At 58.9% G+C, this 18580-nt stretch carries 16 protein-coding genes; 7 read left to right on the top strand and 9 right to left on the bottom strand.

Translation table 11 applies throughout. The annotated features are described in order from the left end of the window. Positions 1-159 precede the first annotated feature (159 nt). Complete coding sequence (gap, locus tag JWG43_RS07045) at positions 160-1164, top strand: type I glyceraldehyde-3-phosphate dehydrogenase (RefSeq protein ID WP_205242147.1); 1005 nt, start codon at positions 160-162, stop codon at positions 1162-1164. Positions 1165-1346: 182 nt separating this feature from the next. Here gap and JWG43_RS07040 read toward each other — a convergent pair whose 3' ends face one another. The 3 genes from JWG43_RS07040 to hisS form a co-directional block, all read right to left on the bottom strand. Next, the gene (locus tag JWG43_RS07040; RefSeq protein ID WP_205242145.1) at positions 1347-1517 is read right to left on the bottom strand and encodes an ankyrin; all 171 of its coding nucleotides are present in this window, start codon (positions 1515-1517) and stop codon (positions 1347-1349) included. A 186-nt stretch (positions 1518-1703) separates the two neighbouring features. Continuing rightward, positions 1704-3491: an aspartate--tRNA ligase gene (aspS, locus tag JWG43_RS07035; RefSeq protein WP_205242144.1), complete on the bottom strand. Its 1788-nt coding sequence runs from the start codon at positions 3489-3491 to the stop codon at positions 1704-1706. Positions 3492-3592: 101 nt separating this feature from the next. Further along, a complete protein-coding gene (hisS, locus tag JWG43_RS07030) occupies positions 3593-4867 on the bottom strand; it encodes a histidine--tRNA ligase (RefSeq protein ID WP_205242142.1) in 1275 nt (424 codons plus the stop codon). 452 nt (positions 4868-5319) lie between these two features. Here hisS and JWG43_RS07025 point away from each other — a divergent pair, with 452 nt between their 5' ends. From JWG43_RS07025 to JWG43_RS07015, 3 genes are read left to right on the top strand one after another with little or no spacing between them, the layout of a single operon-like run. Continuing rightward, positions 5320-6306 carry an NAD(P)H-dependent flavin oxidoreductase gene (locus tag JWG43_RS07025; protein WP_205242140.1) on the top strand — a complete coding sequence of 329 codons (987 nt, stop codon included), beginning with the start codon at positions 5320-5322 and terminating at the stop codon, positions 6304-6306. Between the two features lie 54 nt (positions 6307-6360). Next, entirely contained in the window at positions 6361-7779 is a 1419-nt protein-coding gene (pcnB, locus tag JWG43_RS07020) for a polynucleotide adenylyltransferase PcnB (protein ID WP_205242138.1), read from the top strand. Between the two features lie 22 nt (positions 7780-7801). After that, positions 7802-8533: an endonuclease/exonuclease/phosphatase family protein gene (locus JWG43_RS07015; protein WP_205242136.1), complete on the top strand. Its 732-nt coding sequence runs from the start codon at positions 7802-7804 to the stop codon at positions 8531-8533. Positions 8534-8691: 158 nt separating this feature from the next. Here JWG43_RS07015 and pgeF read toward each other — a convergent pair whose 3' ends face one another. The 5 genes from pgeF to JWG43_RS06990 form a co-directional block, all read right to left on the bottom strand. After that, positions 8692-9447, bottom strand: coding sequence for a peptidoglycan editing factor PgeF (pgeF, locus tag JWG43_RS07010; protein ID WP_205242134.1), 756 nt, complete (start codon positions 9445-9447; stop codon positions 8692-8694). 90 nt (positions 9448-9537) lie between these two features. Continuing rightward, positions 9538-11814: an ATP-dependent Clp protease ATP-binding subunit ClpA gene (gene clpA / locus JWG43_RS07005; RefSeq protein ID WP_205242132.1), complete on the bottom strand. Its 2277-nt coding sequence runs from the start codon at positions 11812-11814 to the stop codon at positions 9538-9540. A gap of 267 nt (positions 11815-12081) precedes the next feature. Then, entirely contained in the window at positions 12082-12399 is a 318-nt protein-coding gene (gene clpS / locus JWG43_RS07000; RefSeq protein ID WP_205242130.1) for an ATP-dependent Clp protease adapter ClpS, read from the bottom strand. 195 nt (positions 12400-12594) lie between these two features. Beyond that, complete coding sequence (gene holA / locus JWG43_RS06995) at positions 12595-13968, bottom strand: DNA polymerase III subunit delta (protein WP_205242127.1); 1374 nt, start codon at positions 13966-13968, stop codon at positions 12595-12597. 9 nt (positions 13969-13977) lie between these two features. Next, positions 13978-16455, bottom strand: coding sequence for a hypothetical protein (locus JWG43_RS06990; protein ID WP_205242125.1), 2478 nt, complete (start codon positions 16453-16455; stop codon positions 13978-13980). 230 nt (positions 16456-16685) lie between these two features. Here JWG43_RS06990 and JWG43_RS06985 point away from each other — a divergent pair, with 230 nt between their 5' ends. The 3 genes from JWG43_RS06985 to JWG43_RS06975 are packed head-to-tail and all read left to right on the top strand — an operon-like array spanning position 16686 to position 18369. Beyond that, a complete protein-coding gene (locus JWG43_RS06985; protein WP_205242123.1) occupies positions 16686-16886 on the top strand; it encodes a DUF2905 family protein in 201 nt (66 codons plus the stop codon). Positions 16887-16909: 23 nt separating this feature from the next. Beyond that, complete coding sequence (locus JWG43_RS06980; protein WP_205242121.1) at positions 16910-17701, top strand: hypothetical protein; 792 nt, start codon at positions 16910-16912, stop codon at positions 17699-17701. Further along, the gene (locus JWG43_RS06975; RefSeq protein WP_205242119.1) at positions 17698-18369 is read left to right on the top strand and encodes an RluA family pseudouridine synthase; all 672 of its coding nucleotides are present in this window, start codon (positions 17698-17700) and stop codon (positions 18367-18369) included. The genes JWG43_RS06980 and JWG43_RS06975 overlap by 4 nt, the downstream gene beginning before the upstream one ends. Here JWG43_RS06975 and JWG43_RS06970 read toward each other — a convergent pair. Next, on the bottom strand, positions 18370-18580 hold a 211-nt coding region (locus JWG43_RS06970; protein ID WP_205242117.1), incomplete at its 5' end, for a hypothetical protein.

Genomic DNA, 18580 nt, shown 5'->3' with positions numbered 1-18580 from the left:
GCGGTGTACCGAAGGGTACTGTCCAGCAAAGGCATTTGCAACGAAGCTATTACCCGAATCGTTCAGTTTGCAGCGATCGAGCGGGGCCCGGGCGTCACCCGGTCACCTGCCCGGTATCGGGTATCCGACATCCGTAACGAATATAAGGAGCGCGACATTATGGCTATACAGGTAGGAATCAACGGTTTTGGCAGGATTGGCAGAAACATTTTCAGGGCACTTCGTCAAGACCCGGCCTTTGCTGACATTGAAATTGTCGGCATTAATGATCTCACTGATGTGAAGACCCTGGCCCATCTGGCGAAGTATGATTCTGTCATGGGCACCTCCGATCAGCAGATTGGGGCTGAGGAAAACAATCTCGTGGTGGATGGCAAGACCATCCCCATCACCAGCCATCGTAAACCGGGCGAAATACCCTGGGCCGCCATGGGGGTTGAGTATGTATTGGAATGTACAGGGCTTTTCTGTGACCAGGAGTCATCCCAGGGGCATATTGATGCCGGCGCGGCCAAGGTTATCATTTCCGCACCGGCCAAAGGGGAGGTGAAAACCATTGTCATGGGGGTCAATGAGGTCGAATATGATCCCACGGTCCACCATGTGATCTCCAATGCGTCCTGCACCACCAACTGTCTTGCCCCGGTGGCCCAGGTCATTCTCGATAATTTCGGGATCAAGCGCGGGCTCATGACAACGGTGCATGCCTACACCGGGGACCAGCGACTGCTCGATTTCCCTCACTCCGACCTGCGCCGGGCCCGGGCCGCCGCCTTGTCCATGGTGCCGACGAAAACCGGTGCCGCTGCTGCTGTGGCCCTGGTTATTCCGGAGTTGAAAAATAAGTTTGACGGCCTGGCGGTTCGGGTGCCCACGCCCAATGTTTCCCTGGTGGATGTGGTCATTGAAGTCGAGCGGGAAACAACGACGGCCGAGGTCAACAAGGCGCTTGCCGCTGCCGCTAACCGCTATCTGGGGTATACCGAGGACCCCCTCGTGTCCATCGATTTTCAGGGCGATCCCCGCTCCTCGATTGTCGATGGTTTATGCACCAAAGCCCAGGGCACCATGGTGAAGGTGATGAGCTGGTATGACAATGAATGGGGCTATTCCAACCGGATGCTGGATCTGGTGCTGCACATGGAGGCCAACAAGCCGCTATGATCGGGTCCTGTTGACCCGCTTCCTTGTTTCCGGGAAACACCGGGCAAGAACTCCCGGGCTTCGGACACAAAAAAACCGGATGTGCCGTTCAGGTTCACCACGTGGATTGAACGGGCATCCGGTTGTCAACACTCTCCAGGCGAGCCGGCGGCCAGGATCAAGGACACCGGCACCAGAAAATGTCAGTCTTCAACGTATCCTTTGCCCTTGCAGGTCGGGCAGTTAGCGTCTGGCGTACAGATCTGACCGTCCGGGGTCTTGGCCTGCCATTCACCACTGGTTTCACATACGCCGGGGATGACTCCTGTTCCCATGCAGGTCGGACAGGGTCTTTTTTTCGTTTCTTTGCTCATTGGAACCTCCTTTGGATAATGGGTATCGAAATATCTCAATATTGTTTCAATATAGAATCAATATTTGAAAAAATCAATGGCTTCGACGTCATGGTCACACATCGGACCGCGAATACCCGCGGGACCAGGGTGGCCGGGACCTGAACGGGTGGGTTGTTCAGGTTTTCCTGGATCCGTGAGTGTTATTCAGGTTTTGTCTTTCCAATCCGGACGCAGGAACAATTCGCTCAGCTGTTTGCGTGCTACCGCTGTCGGTGCATCGGTGAGGGGACAGGTGGCCTTCTGGGTTTTGGGAAAGGCTATAACGTCGCGAATCGAGGAAGAACCGGTGAGAAGCATCATCAGTCGATCGACACCGAAGGCGATGCCCCCGTGGGGTGGGGCGCCCAGTTCCAGGGCGCGCAACAGAAAGCCGAATTTTTCCTGGGCTTCCTCGGCCCCGATGCCAAGAGCTTTGAGCACTGTTTTCTGTGTGGCTGGATTATGGATGCGAATCGATCCGCCACCGATCTCGCTGCCATTGAGAACCAGGTCGTAGGCCCGACTTGTCACCGCCCCGGGGTCGGTTTCCAGGAGGTGGAGCTGTTGTTCATTGGGGGCGGTGAAGGGATGGTGCACCGCGGTGTAGCGCTTCTGTTCATCATCGTATTCGAGCAGAGGAAAATCGGTGACCCAGAGGAAATGGAATGACCCTTCCCGGATGAGAGAGAGGCGCCTGGCCAGATCAAGGCGAAGCTCGGAGAGGACCTGGTGCACGGTTTTGGTCGTGTCGGCTCCAAAAAGAATGAGGTCGCCTGGCTGGGCATCGAGGACGCCGCCCATGGCATGGAGTTCATCCTCGCTGAAAAATTTGGTGATCGGCGATTGCCACTCATTATCCTTGACTTTGACCCAGGCCATGCCGCGGGCACCGAAGCGGCCGGCATATTCTGTCAGGTCGTCCAGGTCTTTGCGCGAAAAGCCTCCACACCCCTTGGCGTTGATCGCCTTGACAACGCCACCGTTCTCTATGGCGGTGCGAAAGACCTTGAAGCCGCAGTCACGCAGGGTGTCTGTCAGGTCGACCAGTTCGAGGCCGAATCGGGTGTCCGGCCGGTCAGTCCCGTACCGGCGTATGGCCTCGTCATAGGTCATGCGCTGAAAAGGCGGCCGGGGTTCGACCTGGCCGAGGGCTTTGAAGAGGGTGGTGATCATGCCCTCGACAAGCGTGATGATCTCCTCTTCGCTGATAAAGCTCAGCTCCATATCGATCTGGGTAAACTCAGGCTGGCGGTCGGCGCGCAGGTCTTCGTCGCGGAAGCATTTGACGATCTGATAATATCGATCCATGCCGGCAATCATCAGGATCTGCTTGAAAAGTTGCGGCGACTGGGGCAGGGCAAAAAATTTTCCCGCATGGACCCGGCTTGGCACCAGATAGTCCCTGGCCCCTTCCGGGGTGGACCGGGTGAGCACGGGGGTTTCGATTTCGAGAAAATCGTTGCTGTTGAGAAAGGCGCGAATGGTTTGCACCGCCTGATGACGCAGGATCAGGTTGCGGGCAATTTCAGGTCGGCGCAGGTCAAGGTAGCGATACTGCAGGCGCAGGGTGTCGGCAACCTCGACCTCTTCGTCCAGGGGGAAGGGCGGGGTCTGGCTGGTGTTGAGAATCCGCAGTTCCCGCACCAGAACCTCGATGGCCCCGGTCTTGAGTTTGCTGTTTTCCATGTTCTCTGGGCGCCGGGAGACAGTGCCGCGTACGGCAATAACCCATTCACTGCGCAGTTGATGGGCTTTGGCATGGACATCAGGATTGATTTCCGGGTTGAACACCACCTGGGTGATGCCCCAGCGGTCCCGCAGGTCGATGAAGATGACGCCGCCGTGGTCACGGCGGCGGAGAACCCAGCCCATGAGGGTGATTTCCCGGTCCAGGGAATCGATATCCAGGTCGTTACAGGTGTGTGTGCGCCGCAGCGCTCCCATTGAATCCATGTCTCTTTCTCCACAAAAAGCAGATCGACCCGGGGGGACGATCTGGAAAAGGCAATGCCCGCTTTGGCGAGGGATCGTTTTCCGCCGGCGATGCGCGGTTGTCAATCTGGTTGGGATCGCAGCAGCTCGGCCAGGCGTTGACTTTGCTGTTCCGGGGAACCGGACAGGGGAAACGGCTGTTGCTGCTGAGTGCGCATATTGCGCAGCACTGCTTCGCCCCGGGTCCATTCGTCGTCGCCGATGATAAGGGCAAAACGGGCTCTGGCCCGATCGGCCTGTTTGAGCTGGGCCTTAAGGCTGCGACCGCTGTAATCGATGGCGGCCCTGCATCCCTGTCTGCGCAGATGGTGAGCAAGCAGGCTGACCGCATCGATGGTGGTGCCAAGGGAAACCAGGGCAAAATCGGTGGTGTCAGCACCAAGATGCTCGGAATGATCACGCTGTTCCAGGAGGAGAACAAGACGTTCCAGACCCATGGCAAAACCGATACCGCCCAGGGATGGGCCGCCGAGCTGTTCGATCAGACCGTCGTAGCGCCCCCCGGCACCCACCGCGGCCTGTGCACCGAGATCGGTGGTGAGAAATTCGAAGGTGGTTCGGGTGTAGTAATCCAGGCCGCGGACCATGAAGGGATTGAGGCGGAAGGTGATGTCCAGATTCCGCAGCGCTCCCTGGACGGCTTGGAAATGCTCATCGCAATCCGCACACAGGGCTGTGAGCATGGAAGGTGCCTCCAGGACAAGTTGTCGGCAGGAGGTTTTTTTACAGTCAAGGACCCGCATGGGGTTGGTGTGGGTGCGGCGTTGGCAGTCGCTGCACAGCCCCTCGAGCCGCTGTTCAAGATAGTGGATCAGATCGGTTTTGAAAGGGGGACGGCAGGCCGGACAGCCAAGCGAGTTGAGCTCCAGGCTCGCCTGAAGATCGAGTTCGTCGAGCAGCATGCGGCCCATGGCGATGAGTTCCGCGTCAACATGGGGTTCGGCAGCACCGATGACTTCGGCGTTGAGCTGGTGAAACTGGCGCAGGCGGCCTTTCTGCGGCCGCTCGTGACGGAACATGGGGCCGATGGTATAGAGGCGCTGCACCGGCTGGCGGACATGGAGGCCGTGCTCGATAAAGGCGCGCATGATCGAGGCCGTGGCCTCTGGACGCATGGTGATACCTTTATCCGCGAAAGTGTACATCTCTTTTTCCACCACGTCGGTGGCGGCGCCGATGGAGCGGGTAAAGAGTTCCGTCTTTTCCAGAATCGGCATCCGGATTTCCCGCAGCCCGAAGCGATCGAAAATGTTGCGGGCCAACTGCTCCACGCGCCGCCAGAGGCCGGCATTGTCGGGGAGAATATCCTTAAAACCGTTGATAGCCTGAATTTTCAAAAAAAACTCCGGAATGGAACCTGATGTGAATGATCTGTAGTTCTGAAAGAAGGTGAAGAGCAGTAAAAAATTGAAAATTTAATCGAAAAACAGGTTAAAAGTCAAGCCGATGTGGCTTCTTTGTGGTAAAATTCTTATTGTATAAAATTGGAGCTTTTTTTGCCTTTCAATAGCCTGGATCCGTGGGCGATGAAGATGGCGTGCGCACGGATGCCCCGAAGGGAGGCTGGTGAAAGGTATTGTCAAGGATTCCGCTGTACGTACAATCTGGGCACAGCTCAATGTATCCTAAACAAGAGTCCAGCCGTCACGGATGCAGGAATATGTCCCTCCATGCTTGACAAACAAGCGGGAGCGCGGCACTGTTTGCATCCTTGACCGGTTTCGACCGTGGAAAGTGGAATTTTTTTGTTCACCCTACCTAGACCGCAATATTTGACCACGTGAGCTCAATGAAACTGCCAGAACTCAAGATCGGCTCGTTAATTGCCAAAATACCTATTATTCAAGGCGGGATGTCCATCCGGGTGTCTACCTCGGCTCTGGCTATTCCGGTAGCCGAGTGTGGCGGTATCGGGACCATTGGCGGATCCGGAATTCCGGTGCCGGAGCTGCAGGAAGATATCCACAAGGCGAAGAGTGCAACCAAAGGCATCATCGCCGTCAATATCATGTACGCCATGCGGGATTTTTATGAGCTGGTGATGGGGTCCATAGAAGCAGGCGCTGATATGATCATCACCGGTGCCGGTTTTTCCCGGGATATTTTCAAAATCGGCAAACAGCACAATATTCCCATTGTTTCGATTGTGTCCTCGCCTTCCTTTGCCAGGCTGGCAGAGAAACTCGGCGCCGCGGCCGTCATTGTCGAATCCACCGAGGCTGGTGGTCATCTGGGGACCACTGAACCGTTGCGAGAGCTTTTTCCCTCTATTCGCAAGGTGGTTTCCAAGGTTCCGTTGATTGCCGCCGGCGGCATCACCGATGGGTATGACATGGCGGAGATGATGGACACCTACGGTGCTGACGGTGTACAGATCGCATCCCGCTTCGTCCTCAGCAAGGAGTGTTCGGTTTCCCAGGAATTCAAGGACGTCTTCCTGCAGGCGGGGAAGGAGGATATTGTTCTGGTCTCTTCCCCTGTGGGGATGCCGGGTCGGGCCATCAAGACTCCCTTTGTTGACAAAATGCTTGGCAATGAAGATATTTCCGCGGAAGCCTGCCGGTTCAAGTGCTTGAAAAAGTGCAATTACCGGTACTGTATCAATGATCGTCTGACCGCATCCCAGCAAGGCGACGTCGACCAGGGGCTGGTCTTTGCCGGGGCCAATACCTATAAAATGAAAGAAATTCTCTCTGTTCGCGAGATCTTCGACCGGTTCATCGAGGCAGCCGAATCCGTCTACAAGGAGAAGAAGGGCGATATCGTCAAGGGCTAACTCTTTGAATGTAACCTTACCCTCAGATTTCAGCCATCCTGCACCTGCGGACCCATGACCTTTGACCCACAGCAATCCATTCTTGATGGGGACGAGCGCCCTCCCTGTAAAGAGGCTGTTATCATTTCTGAATCGGCCCACCCCATCCGCGAACAGCAGCTTGACCGGGAAGCCCTGAAAGTGCTCTATCGCCTCCGTGATGCCGGGTTCAAGGGGTATCTGGTCGGTGGTGGCGTCCGTGATCTCTATCTTGGTCGTTCTCCCAAGGATTTCGATATCTCCACTGATGCCCGGCCCGGCCAGGTGCGGCGGTTGTTCCGCAACAGCCGGACGATTGGCCGACGGTTTCGTCTGGTGCAGGTCTTTTTTCGTGGCAATAAGATTATCGAGGTCTCAACTCTGCGCTCGCACAGCGAGTTTGATATGAATGGCGAAGATCAGCTGCTGGCGGCCAACAACACCTTTGGTACCCTGGAAGATGATGCCTTTCGCCGTGATTTAACCATCAATGCTCTTTTTTACGAAATCGAAAATCACACCATCATCGATTATACCGATGGTGTTCGGGACCTTGATCAAGGAATCATCCGCATGGTAGGTGATCCCGATCGTCGTTTTACCAGGGACCCTGTCCGCATGATGCGGGTCATCAGGCATGCCGCCCGGACCGGGTTCACCATCGAGGAGCGGACGTTTGCCGCTTTGCAACGGCATCAGGATAAACTCAAGCTCTGTCCGCCATCCCGGATCCGGGATGAGATTCTCAAGGATCTGCAATCCGGAGCAAGCAGGGCTTGGGCCGAACTCTGCATGACCTCCACCCTGTGGGCCACGCTTTTTCCCATGTACAGGGAATATCTGCAAGGGGACGACAGGGCGGCGGTCTGTCAAGAGCTGATACATGTTTGCATGGCCCTGGATCGACTGCATGCAAGCAAGGACGGGGATAACGCCGTCAAGATGCCGGAAGCCCTCCTGTTTGCTTCCCTCTTGCTGCCATGGGCCAGGCGGCGGTTCAATTTGCCCGAGGCCAACGTTCGCGGGCAGGCGTTTCGCCATGTCTCCCAGCGTATTCGAGAAGATGTCGACCACTGTTTCGGCGAATTGTTCAATATTCAGCGTATGGCCAGGGATGCGGTGACCACTTTGCTGGTGAACCTGGCGACCTTCCATCATGCCAGAAGCCAGGGCGGACCGGATCCCAAATGGCTGCGCAAGAAAAGCTATTATGCCAATTGTTCTCGTTTTTATGACGTGTATCTCGAGTCCCTGGGGGTTGGCGAGGTCAATGCGGAGCAGTTCGTCTCCGAGGTCCGCGAGGAGAAAAAGGTCATGGAAGCGGTCGAGGTGGTGACCGAGGGGCAACACCGGCACGATGGCGGCACCTCCGGACCAACGGGCCGGCGGGGGCTCAACCCGGCTTTCAGCAGTGCGGGAAGCGGGGTGTTCGGCCTGCGGCGCCATCGCCGGTGATATGAGCAGGGAAGGAAATCGCTTGCGTTTTTTGCTGTATAATATCCGCTACGGTGCCGGCAACGGGCATCGTTTCCACGTTCCGTTTCCCTATGCAGGGTATCTGCGCACCTCCAGGCCGACCTTTGATAAGATTGTCGAGTTTATCCGCACAGTGAAACCCGATGCCATGGGCCTGGTGGAGGTGGATGGCGGCTCTTTTCGCACCGGTCAATGCTGTCAGGCGGCAATGATCGCCGAGCAGCTTGGCTATCATTATGTCATCGAGACCAAGTATGGCTCTGCATCGATGGCTCATAAAATGCCTCTGCTCAGCACCCAGGGCAATGCCGTCCTCACCAGGATGCCCATTCTCAGCCATCGGTTTCATTTTTTTGACGAAGGGATGAAGCGCCTGGTCATCCAGGTCTGCACGGAACGCTTGACTATTTTTCTGGTCCATCTTTCGCTGACCTACCGCAACCGGCAATATCAGCTGGAGCGCTTGTATAAATTGATCCGGGCTGTGGATCGACCGATGATCCTTGCCGGAGACTTCAATGTCCTGTGGGGAGAAAGGGAACTTGAACTGTTCCTCGGTGCCACCGGTCTGGTCAGCGCCAACCCTGAGAGAAAAGCCTCGTTCCCCAGCCGGGCGCCCACCCGGGAACTTGATTTCATCCTCCACAGCCGGGAACTGCGCACCGTCCATTTCGAAATACCCACCGTGAGCTTCTCCGACCATGCCCCGTTGATCTGTGACGTGGAATTCTGAAGCACTTTAATTAGGGACACTTCCCATTTAATTAGGGACACTTCCCTATTTTTTCTCGAAAAAATAGGGAAGTGTCCCTAATTAAATGGGAAATGTGTCTCGAGAAACCAGGGATTGGTGGGTACACGGCTGTCTCGTTTGCCCGCGCGGTCCATCGCTTACCGCGGCAGGCCGATGATCGAGCCGTTGCGGCCGGTGGTGCCGTTGCCGTGGTGGCAGGCTCGGCGATAGGAGAAGAAATGGGGGTCGCAGCGGGTGCAGACCGCGGCAATGTCGATTTTTTGTGCTGGAACACCCGCGGCAATCAATTGCTGTCGGCTGATGGCCCAGAAATCAAAATACCCGGGCCGGGGCTGAAAAGCATGCATCCAGGCAGGAAGTTCCTGGCGATAATTGATGAATTCGGCACAGCAGGGGCCAAGGGATGGACTGATAGCGGTTCGTAGCTCAGCGGGATCGACACCAAAGTCTGTTTTCAGGCGGAGGATTGTTGTGGCGATGATCCCGTTGACACTGCCCCGCCAGCCGCAGTGCACAGCTGCCACTACTCCCTGGCGAGGCGCGGAAAGCAGGATGGCCTGGCAGTCGGCCTGCTGAATGAGCAGACCGACTCCGGGCAGGGTGGAGATGATGGCATCGTATCCATCCGCCTCGCTGGTGAGGTCAGCCGGTTGGACGACCAGCACCCGGTCGGCGTGGACCTGCCTGACCGAGACCAGGGCGCTGAGGCGCAGAGCTTCCAGGGCCAGGGTCCGGTTCGCCTGCACCCGTTCCTGCTGGTCACCGATATTGTCACTGAAGTTGAGGGAGGCAAAGGGAGCGGTGCTGGTCCCGCCGTTCCGGCGGAACATGCCATGGGGAACCGGGAGCAGGCTGCTGGTGTAATAGGAGAGGGAGGGGGTGTGGAGTCTCATGGCATCTGGGAGGCGGCATACCCTCTTGGTCCAAGCGCCAAGAGACCCACCGGGCTGCAAGTCGAGCAACCCGGTGGCACGCGTGGCGCTTTACAGGTAGGTGAATACGGTCTTGTTGTTTTTCCTGCCGATTTTGACCGCACCACCTTTGGTCAGGGCACCGAAAAGGATTTCCTCGGTGAGGACGTCGCCGATTTCCTTCATGATCAGCCGTCGCAGAGGGCGGGCGCCAAAGGCCGGTTCGTACCCCTCTGAAGCTAACCAGGAACGAGCCGCGGGCGACAGGGAAATGTGGACTTTTTTGTCGATGAGTTGCTGCTGCAACTCCATGACCATCTTGTCCACCACTTTTTCCACGGTGTCCATGGCCAGGGGCGCGAAGCTGATGACAGCGTCGAGTCGGTTCCTGAACTCCGGAGAAAAGAGACTTTTAATGGCTTTCTGTTCTTTTCCGGTGGAATCACCGAGAAAGCCAATGGCTCGTTCGCTCATTTCCCGGGCACCGGCATTGGTGGTCATGATCAGGATGACGTTGCGGAAGTCAGCCCGGCGCCCGGCATTGTCGGTGAGGGTGGAGTGATCCATGACCTGGAGCAGAATGGAAAAGACGTCCGGGTGGGCTTTTTCGATCTCATCGAGGAGGAGCACGGAATAGGGATGCTTGCGGATGGCATCGGTGAGCAAGCCACCCTGATCAAAGCCGATATAGCCGGGAGGAGCACCGATCAAGCGGGCCACGGCATGCTTTTCCATGTATTCGCTCATGTCGAAGCGTTCAAAATGAACGGAGAGCCCCGCTGCCAGTTGCCGCGCTACCTCGGTTTTGCCAACGCCCGTTGGCCCGGCAAAAAGAAAAGATCCGGTGGGCGATTGAGGATTGCCCAGCCCGGCCCGGGAACGTTTTACCGCCTTGGCCAGGGCGGTGATGGCCTCATTCTGGCCAAAGATGGTGGCTTTGAGTTTGTCTTCCAGGAGCAGCAGATCCCGGGTATCGTTGCCTGATTTGACATTCACCGGCACCCGGGCGATTTTCGAGACAATCTGCTCGACATCGCGCACCCCGACCGTGCGGCCGGTCTTTTTGGTCAGACGGAAAAAGGCGCCGACTTCATCCATGACATCGATGGCCTTGTCCGGAAGATAACGGTCGTTGATGTAGCGGTGCGCCAATTCGGAGGTGGCCTCGATGGCGGTCTTGGCGTAGCGGATCTGATGGTGCTCCTCATAACGGGATTGCAGCCCCTGGAGAATGCGGCAGGTATCGGCCACGGAGGGTTCTTCGATGTCGATCTTCTGAAAACGGCGGGACAAAGCCCGATCCTTTTCTATGTGGTTTTTATATTCCTCGTAGGTCGTGGAACCGATACAGCGGATAGTGCCGGCCTGCAGGGCCGGCTTCAGCAGGTTCGAGGCATCCATGGAGCCCCCGCTGGTGGCACCGGCACCGATGATGGTGTGCATTTCATCGATGAACAGGATGGCTTTGTCTTTCTTTTCGATGGCCGCCACCACGTCCTTGAGCCTTTTTTCAAAATCGCCCCGGTATTTGGTCCCGGCCACCAGGGTGCCGAGGTCGAGCATATAGATTTCCGTGTCGGCGAGCAGGTCCGGAACCATCTTTTTGGGATCCGGTTTGTCTGTCTTGCGGGTGACCCCATCTTCATGGATGCGCAGGGCCAGACCTTCGGCCATGGCGGTTTTGCCCACACCCGGTTCCCCGACCAGGAGCGGGTTGTTTTTTTTCCGCCGGCAGAGGACCTGCATCATCCGGTGCAGTTCGGAGTCGCGGCCAATGAGCGGATCAATGGTTCCATCCGCCGCCCGTCGGGCAAAATTGACGGTAAACTCTTCCAGAGTGTCCGTGGCTTTATCCTGTTTCTTTTTCGGCTGCGGCTGCCCGGGACCGGACGGCGCCTGCCTGAGGGGCTCGCTCTGGAGGAATTCCGGCAGGCTGTGGGAGATGTACTCCACCACCTCCAGCCGTCCCACGCCTTCGCTGCCCAGGAAATAGACTGCATGCGAATCGGGCTCGGTGAAAATGGAAACCAGCACGTCACCGGTATCCACCTGTTTTTTCCCGCAGCTCTGCACATGGCTCACCGCCCGCTGCAGCACCCGGTTGAAGGCCACGGTCTGGGCCGGTTCACCGCCGATTTCCTTCATGATCGGCATCCCGGACTCGAAAAAGCGTTCCAGGCGTTCCTTGATATTGTCGTTGTTGCCCCCGCACTTGTCGATGATGTGGCGGGCGAGATCGTCATGGAGCAGTCCGTAGAGCATATGTTCGACGGTGACGTATTCGTGACGATGATTCTTGGCTTCCTTGATCGCCTTGATCAGGGCGAGTTCCAGCTCTCTACTCAGCATAATTTCTTACCTCGAGGGCGATGCGGGGCATTCCCTTGTTCGTCGGATTACGGCGCATCCGCACCCAATCCCGGCAGGTTCAGCTCCCCAGTCATCGGCTTTGTGACTGGGTTGTTCACCATGTTCCTCTATTATTGTCATCGAAGGCAAGCGGCCCGGGTCTGCGCCGGGCTGGATACCCATTGCTGCCGTGCTGCCGTGCAGCCGGCCTCTCAATGCGGGCAACCGTGACCATGAAAACCTGGGGTGCCTGGGCTCGCGTCTGGTTCAGCAATCTTTCTCCAAAGAACATTTCAGAGGAAATTGATGTTTCTTTGCCATCCGGTGGACAACGGCCACCTTGGTTTCTCCGATTTCACGGGTGTATATTCCCGCTATACCCACCCCCTGGTGGTGCACATTGAGCATGATTCTGGTCGCCTCGTCCAGGCCTTTGTGAAAAACAGTCTGGAGGATCATGATCACAAAATCCATGGTGGTGTAATTATCATTGTGCAACAAGACCCTGTAGAGGGGTGGTTCCTGTACGGTGTTTTCGGCGGAGGACTCGATGCGCTCCGCCTGGATCGTTTTTTCTTTGCTCATAGCCATTGTTCAACAGGGGGAAAAGACCCACAAAAGGTCTCCTGGTTTTCGGGTTGGCGGTCTGCGAAGCAATCCATGCATTGGTTGCTCTTCTCCGGCCATGCCCCTCGAGGCGGAATAAACCTCGAACCCGGCATCCCATGTTTCTATTTTAATGCCCGCATTTGATTTTGCAAGGTCACCCGAACCGTTGGGTTATTCTTTTGCTGTTTTTGGGCCGAGCATGGCGAGAATCAGGTGTTGAAGCACGATGGCTTCAGCGATGGGCGAGCCCTTGAGACGGAGTTCGGTCTCCAGCAGCAGGTTCATCCAGCCGGTGAGCAGAGTCAGGGGACAGGCGGCTGCTGTCTTGAACTGCATATAGAGGGCAAAGGGGTGGCCGCTCAGCTCTTTTTGCCAGAGATCGCCCTCCTTGAGGCGGGGCAGGCAGACCTGTTGGAAGGCCGCCGGGGTCATGTTCGGCTGGAAGTGCAGCTCGGGTCGCTCGCCCAGGGCCCGGAACAGGAGCAGGCCGCGCACGAAGTTGCGCAGCGTGGCGACAATGGCGAGCGGGTGGATGCCGTTGCTCCGCACCCGTTCCGTCAGGGCCAGGGCCTCTTTGAGGTCACGGCGGCCGATGGCGGTGGTCAGTTCGAACAGGGCCTCCTGGCGGGTGCGCCCGACCAGGGCATCCAGATCCTCACGGCTGATCTGCCGGCGGTCGCCGATGGAGAGCATCACCTTGCGGATTTCCATGACCAGGGCCACGGGATGGAAGCCCACCCGCTCAAACAGGATCTCGGCCAGTCCCGGGGCCATGGTTTTATTGTCCTCGGCCAGGGTCTGGCGGAGCAGATCCTGCAAAACAGCCTTCTGCGCTTTCTGCGCCCGGGCGCCGGCCCCGGTCTCCACGCTGAGGTCGATGATGACCTGCTGTTCCTTGAGCGCCTTGAACAGTTTTTTGCGTTTATCGATCTCCTCGGCCACCAGGATGAGCACATTGGCCTTGGGGATGCCGGCATCCAGGGTCTTGAGGAGCAGGTCACCGGGATCGGCGCCGGCAGCCTTCGCCGTTGCCCCGGCCCGAGCGCGGTTGTCTTCGAGGATGGGTTTGGTCCAGGCAAGATCGTCTCCGGGCTTGGCAAACCCGAAATGCTGCTGCCACTCGGCCGCGGCCATGGCCTCCAGGTCGGTATCAGGGGCCGCTGGATCCAGGCCGCCGCATTCGAGGAAGGTCCGCAGGGTCCGGGCCGCCTGCTCGGTCTTGCCGCCGGTATGGGCCTTGGTCACCCGGTCCCAGATGTTTTTGGCCACCTGGCGGGAGAGAAACAGGCGGGTGTCGGTCACCCGGTAGATCTGCCGTCCCGGCAGGAGGCTGAAACTGCGCAGCCTGGCCAGGGTGGCGGCCATATCCTCCTGGTCGCCGTCAATGGCATGGACCGTGCCCCCGGCCTGGAGAAGGCTGTTCTCCAACTGCTCCACGGCATTGCGGCAGAGATAGCGCTCGCCGCAGAGCACATAGACCTGAAAACCGCCGCTGTCCGGTTGGTCCAGAAGCCGCGGCAGGGTTTCCCTGGTGTGGACCGGCATTCCCGTCCCTCAGTCCCGCGGCCGGGCCACGCCGCTCACCGCGGCATCGGCGTCCGCTTCCCAGCGGCTCTCTTCCAGGAGTTTGTGGAGGATGGCGGTGAGCGAACCGGGTTGGAGGTAATCCTGGCCATGGCCCCCCTGGAAGATGAAGGCCGTCTGCTGGGCAACGTTCTGCCAGGAGATGGTCGGCGGGTTGTTGACCACGATCTCGAACAGGGCCTTGTTATAGGGGTCATTGATCCGAGCCACCCCGGTGCCGATGGTGGCGAGAAGATCCACCGACCCCTCGAACAGGCGGGTCAGCTTGGTGTAGGCCTTGACCCCCCCGCAGGAGCCAAGGCTGAGAAAGCGTTGTTTCCCCCGCAATTCCTCCTCGGTGATCCGGTTTTCCCTCAGCAGCTGGGTGAGCGGGTCGATGATCTGTTCCGAGCGCCAGTAGCTGTGGCCGCGCTGGGCGAGCATTTCATCACCGGAACGGATGAAGCGGCGCAGCATCTCCATCTGATTGGCACTGTCGGTGTAGACGAACTGGGTGTGGTGCAGGGTGATGCCGTTGATGGTTTTGATAAAGGTCACGGCAAAATGCTGGGTACGCATGGCCTCGAACAGGGCGGGCAGGGAGGCGGTGCGAATCGTCTGGCGGATCTGCCGTTCCCGCTCCGCGCTCCAGTCCCCGGGGGTGTACTGCTGGGAGGGCTCCAGCCGGTAGCCGCTTTGCCGCAGCAGGTTGGCGTTGGAGATAAAGGACTGACGGCCGTCATCATCCGGGTGAAACATGGACACCGAGCCCAGGCGGCCATTGCTTTTCCATTCCGCGAAAGGGGTGACCCGGTAGGCGGCCAGGTTGATGGCCCCGTGGTGGATGGCCAGGCGGCTGATCAGCGAGCGGTCCGCCGGCTGGAGCAGGTCCGGGTGGCTTTGCAGGTAATACTGGAGAATGACGTTGATCAGGCGGGCGAACACCGGATTCTCGGTGCCCGTTTTTTCACCCATGAGACCGATCAAATAGGAGCGGGCTTGGGGCTCGAGCACCTGGAGCAGATGGGTCAGGGAAGCGGAAAAAAGGAGGATGGAATCTTCGTCGCGAAAGGCGGAGTCGGCCACCAGGGACAGGATCTCTTTTTGTCGGTTGCTGTCGGTGGGGAAAAAGGCGGTGAGGCGGCCTTTCTGGGCGCAGCTGACAATGAAGTCCGAGACCAGCCGGTTCTCCGGGTCGGTGAAGCGGACAAAGTTGAGCAGGTCGCCCTGGTGGCGATCGGCGATTCTGGTGCGGAGCACGGGGACCAGGACATTGCGGAAGGAGGAATCATAGAGTTCGCTGCCCTGGGCCATGATGGCGTAGATGTTGGCCGTGGTCAGGTTGCGGGCGGTCTGCACCCGGGCGGCACTGGTGGCCTCGCGCAGGATGGTGACTGCCTGGGCCCGGTCGGCCTGTTCAAAGCGGGCGCCGAAGCGGTTGATGACCAGCGGGTCGAGTCGATTGAACAGGGCCCGCAGCTGTTCCTTGGTGTAGCGGTTGAGGACCCCGGCGGAGATCTCGTAGCCGTATTGATCGGTCACATCGTGAAGGTTGTTGATCTTCCAGATGATCTCCTCACCACCATCGTAGAGCCCCTGGAGCAGGACGGACTTGTTGCGGTCGTCGAGCCGGGCGTATTGCGCCTCCTGCATATCCATGGGCAGGGCAAAATAGCTGATCAGCCAGTCCCAGGCCTCCTGGCCCGAGAGGGAGGGGTTCATGAACAGGGAACGGGCGTTCCAGGCGTCATCCTGACGCAGTCGCTGGATCAGCACCAGACCGTCGAGCATGGTTTCACTGTCCATGCCTTTGACCCGGCCATAGGTTTCCGCGGCCCGTACCTGTCTATTGGTGAGGCGGATCAGGGTGGACATCCCCTGGAGGGCATCGGCGACCCGCAGGTCGGGGATGGCGTACAGGGCCTGGGCGGCCCGGTTGTGGGCATCGGAGAGGCCGTTGAGTTGGGCAATGACGGTGATCGCCTGGGCCGGAGCAACCCCCTGCACACCGAGATAGGCGCGGAAGGAACGGGAGGTTTCGAAACGCAGCGTCTGCACCGCAGCCAGGCCGGTCAGGCCCAGGTCAATGGGCAGCGGGCCGAGATCGCTCAGGGCCTCGAAGGCCAGCACCTGTTCAAAGGTGAAGCGTTCCTGGGTGAGCAGTTCCGCGGCCTCGCGGGCCTGCTGGAAAGTGACGCCTTCCATGGCGCATATCTTGCGAAAGATGCGCTGAGCGTTATAGTGCATGGCACGGATGGCGGTGTGGCCATAGGCCACCTGGTCCCTGGTCAGGCCGGGAATCTGTTCATACAGGCTGATGGTTTGCTGGCGGCTGAATTCATCGGGTTGAAATCGCGCATCCTGCTGGGCCAGGACCCAGGGAGCGGTTATCAGGAGCAGGGCGCAGGTCAGGAGCAGAACACAGGGGCGGAACCGGATTGAGCGGTTGCCGGAGGTGAGAGCGTACATGGAATGCGGTATGGATAGGCAAAAGGTTGATGAGGTCCGGGGAGCGGGATCGGCCTCGGGCGGGAATCCCACCACCGACTTGAGACCTGATACTAATCAGGACATTTTATTCCAATGAAGCGGTTAAGTAAAGTATTCCCTTTCTTTTTTCAAACCCGAGGGCAGGGGGAGATCCCGCCGCGGGCACGCCATGGGATCGCTGACGAGGCCCGCACCGGCGGGAGGAACCCGTGAACCGGACCCTGCTGTTTATCGGCCTGGGCTGCATCGTCGTGGCCCTGCTCTGGCCCTGGCTGCGGCAACTGCCCCTGGGGCGCCTGCCCGGTGATATCCTCATCGTCCGGGAAAATTTTCGTTTCTTTTTCCCCCTGGGCAGCTCGATTGTGATCAGTGTGGTGCTCTCGCTGCTCATCTGGTGGTTGCGTCGCTGAGCAACGCGTGCAGGTTTTCGATCATGCCGCAACTATTTTCTCCTCCCGGCAAACACCGGCAACGCCCCCGGGCCGACGGCCCCCTGGTGAGCGGGGGCTGGTGCCGACGATGCGAGCGTGACCATTTTCTGCCCAGTGGTGCCGCCCAACAGGCCTGTCACGATTTAATGGTCCAGCTCGAGCGCCATCGACGCATCGATCTGGAGGTGGCCGAGGACCTGGCCGATCCCCGCTGCGCCACCGCCGGGCTCTTCGCCGAGGCCGGCGGCAAGATGTTCGGGGTGCTGACCTGCCGGGACGCCGGCGGCACTCCGGTCGTGCTCCGTGCCTTCTCCGGCCAGTATAACGGGCTGTGGCAGGTGCCGGGCTGGGTGGGGCCGGTGTTCGACCCCCTTGCCTTCCAACGCCTGAGCGCTCCGGTGGAATCGCGGATCAAGGCACTTGGCCGTCGGTTGACCCGCCTGCCCGAGCATGCCCCGGCGCGCCTGCTGCTGCGCGAACAGCGCCGAATCCTGTCCCGTCAGCTGATGGGCGCCATTCACGGCCTGTATCAGCTGGTCAATTTTCGCGGTGACCAGGCCCCGTTGACAACGGTCTTTCTCGGTCGGGGCCTGCCACCGACCGGAACGGGCGACTGCTGCGCCCCGAAACTGCTCCACCACGCCGCCCAGCTGGGGTTGCGGCCGGAAGGCCTAGCGGAAATGTACTGGGGGCGGGCCAACCGCTCGGCCACCAGGCAGCACGGCCACCTCTATCCGGCCTGTGCGGAAAAGTGCCGACCGATTCTCGGCTTCATGCTCTGTGGCCTGTCATGACCGGCTGCCCTTCCCTGGTCTTCCTGTACCGCGATCCCTCCCTGGTGGTGATCGACAAACCCGGCGGGCTCCTCTCCGTGCCTGGTCGGGGGCCAGCCGGAGCGGATTCGGTGGTCGCCCGCCTGCGCCACCTCCTGCCGGGGTGCATTACCCAGCCGGCCGTGCATCGCCTGGACATGGATACCTCCGGGTTGATGGTCCTGGCCTTGACCCGGGCAGCCCACCGCCACCTCTCGGCCCAGTTCGCCAGCCAGCAGGTGGTCAAACACTATGCCGCCCTGGTGGAAGGGGTGGTCGCCGCACCCGCGGGCGAGATTGCCCTCCCGTTCCGCCTCGATCCCCATAATCGACCCCGCCAGGTATACGATCCCATCCACGGCAAAACCGGCATCAGCAGGTGGCGCAAGATTGCCACCAGGGATCAACGGACCCTGGTGGCCTTCCAGCCCCTCACCGGCCGGACCCATCAACTGCGGCTCCATGCCAGTCATCCCCTGGGACTCGGCTGCCCCATTGTCGGTGATCGCCTCTACGGGACCCCCTCCCCGGGCCAGGGGCTGCTGCTCCATGCCGCCCAGCTCGCCTTCCGACACCCGGACAGCAACCAGTGGCTGCAATTCACCTCCCCACCCCCCTTTGCCCCGACCTTCCTGACCAGCCTCGAGTAATCAGGGCACTTCCTCAGTAATTAGGGACACTTCCCCTATTTTGAGGGTAAAAACCAGGAACATCCGGCAAAATTCAGAAAATAGGGGAAGTGTTTGAATGCATAAGTCCGGCAAAGAAAAGAAACCTCCATGTGAGTATAATGTTTTAGCAACAGTTGGGTCGAGAACCAGCTCGCCCAAAATATACCACAGGGAGGTTTCTATGAACGTA

It is taken from the genome of Desulfobulbus alkaliphilus (assembly GCF_016918545.1).
Classification (GTDB): domain Bacteria; phylum Desulfobacterota; class Desulfobulbia; order Desulfobulbales; family Desulfobulbaceae; genus Desulfobulbus; species Desulfobulbus alkaliphilus.
The sequence above is the reverse complement of the archived record's forward strand: the minus strand, read 5'-3'. Positions and strand labels throughout refer to the sequence as shown.

Excerpts from the sequence above, each read along its gene's own strand:
- pgeF (WP_205242134.1), bottom strand. The coding sequence starts at position 9,447 with ATGAGACTCCACACCCCCTCCCTCTCCTATTACACCAGCAGCCTGCTC.
- JWG43_RS06975 (WP_205242119.1), top strand. The coding sequence starts at position 17,698 with ATGACCGGCTGCCCTTCCCTGGTCTTCCTGTACCGCGATCCCTCCCTG.
- gap (WP_205242147.1), top strand. The coding sequence starts at position 160 with ATGGCTATACAGGTAGGAATCAACGGTTTTGGCAGGATTGGCAGAAAC.
- JWG43_RS07025 (WP_205242140.1), top strand. The coding sequence starts at position 5,320 with ATGAAACTGCCAGAACTCAAGATCGGCTCGTTAATTGCCAAAATACCT.
- JWG43_RS06980 (WP_205242121.1), top strand. The coding sequence starts at position 16,910 with ATGCCGCAACTATTTTCTCCTCCCGGCAAACACCGGCAACGCCCCCGG.
- pcnB (WP_205242138.1), top strand. The coding sequence starts at position 6,361 with ATGACCTTTGACCCACAGCAATCCATTCTTGATGGGGACGAGCGCCCT.
- clpS (WP_205242130.1), bottom strand. The coding sequence starts at position 12,399 with ATGAGCAAAGAAAAAACGATCCAGGCGGAGCGCATCGAGTCCTCCGCC.
- aspS (WP_205242144.1), bottom strand. The coding sequence starts at position 3,491 with ATGGATTCAATGGGAGCGCTGCGGCGCACACACACCTGTAACGACCTG.
- JWG43_RS06990 (WP_205242125.1), bottom strand. The coding sequence starts at position 16,455 with ATGTACGCTCTCACCTCCGGCAACCGCTCAATCCGGTTCCGCCCCTGT.
- JWG43_RS07040 (WP_205242145.1), bottom strand. The coding sequence starts at position 1,517 with ATGAGCAAAGAAACGAAAAAAAGACCCTGTCCGACCTGCATGGGAACA.
- holA (WP_205242127.1), bottom strand. The coding sequence starts at position 13,968 with ATGCCGGTCCACACCAGGGAAACCCTGCCGCGGCTTCTGGACCAACCG.
- clpA (WP_205242132.1), bottom strand. The coding sequence starts at position 11,814 with ATGCTGAGTAGAGAGCTGGAACTCGCCCTGATCAAGGCGATCAAGGAA.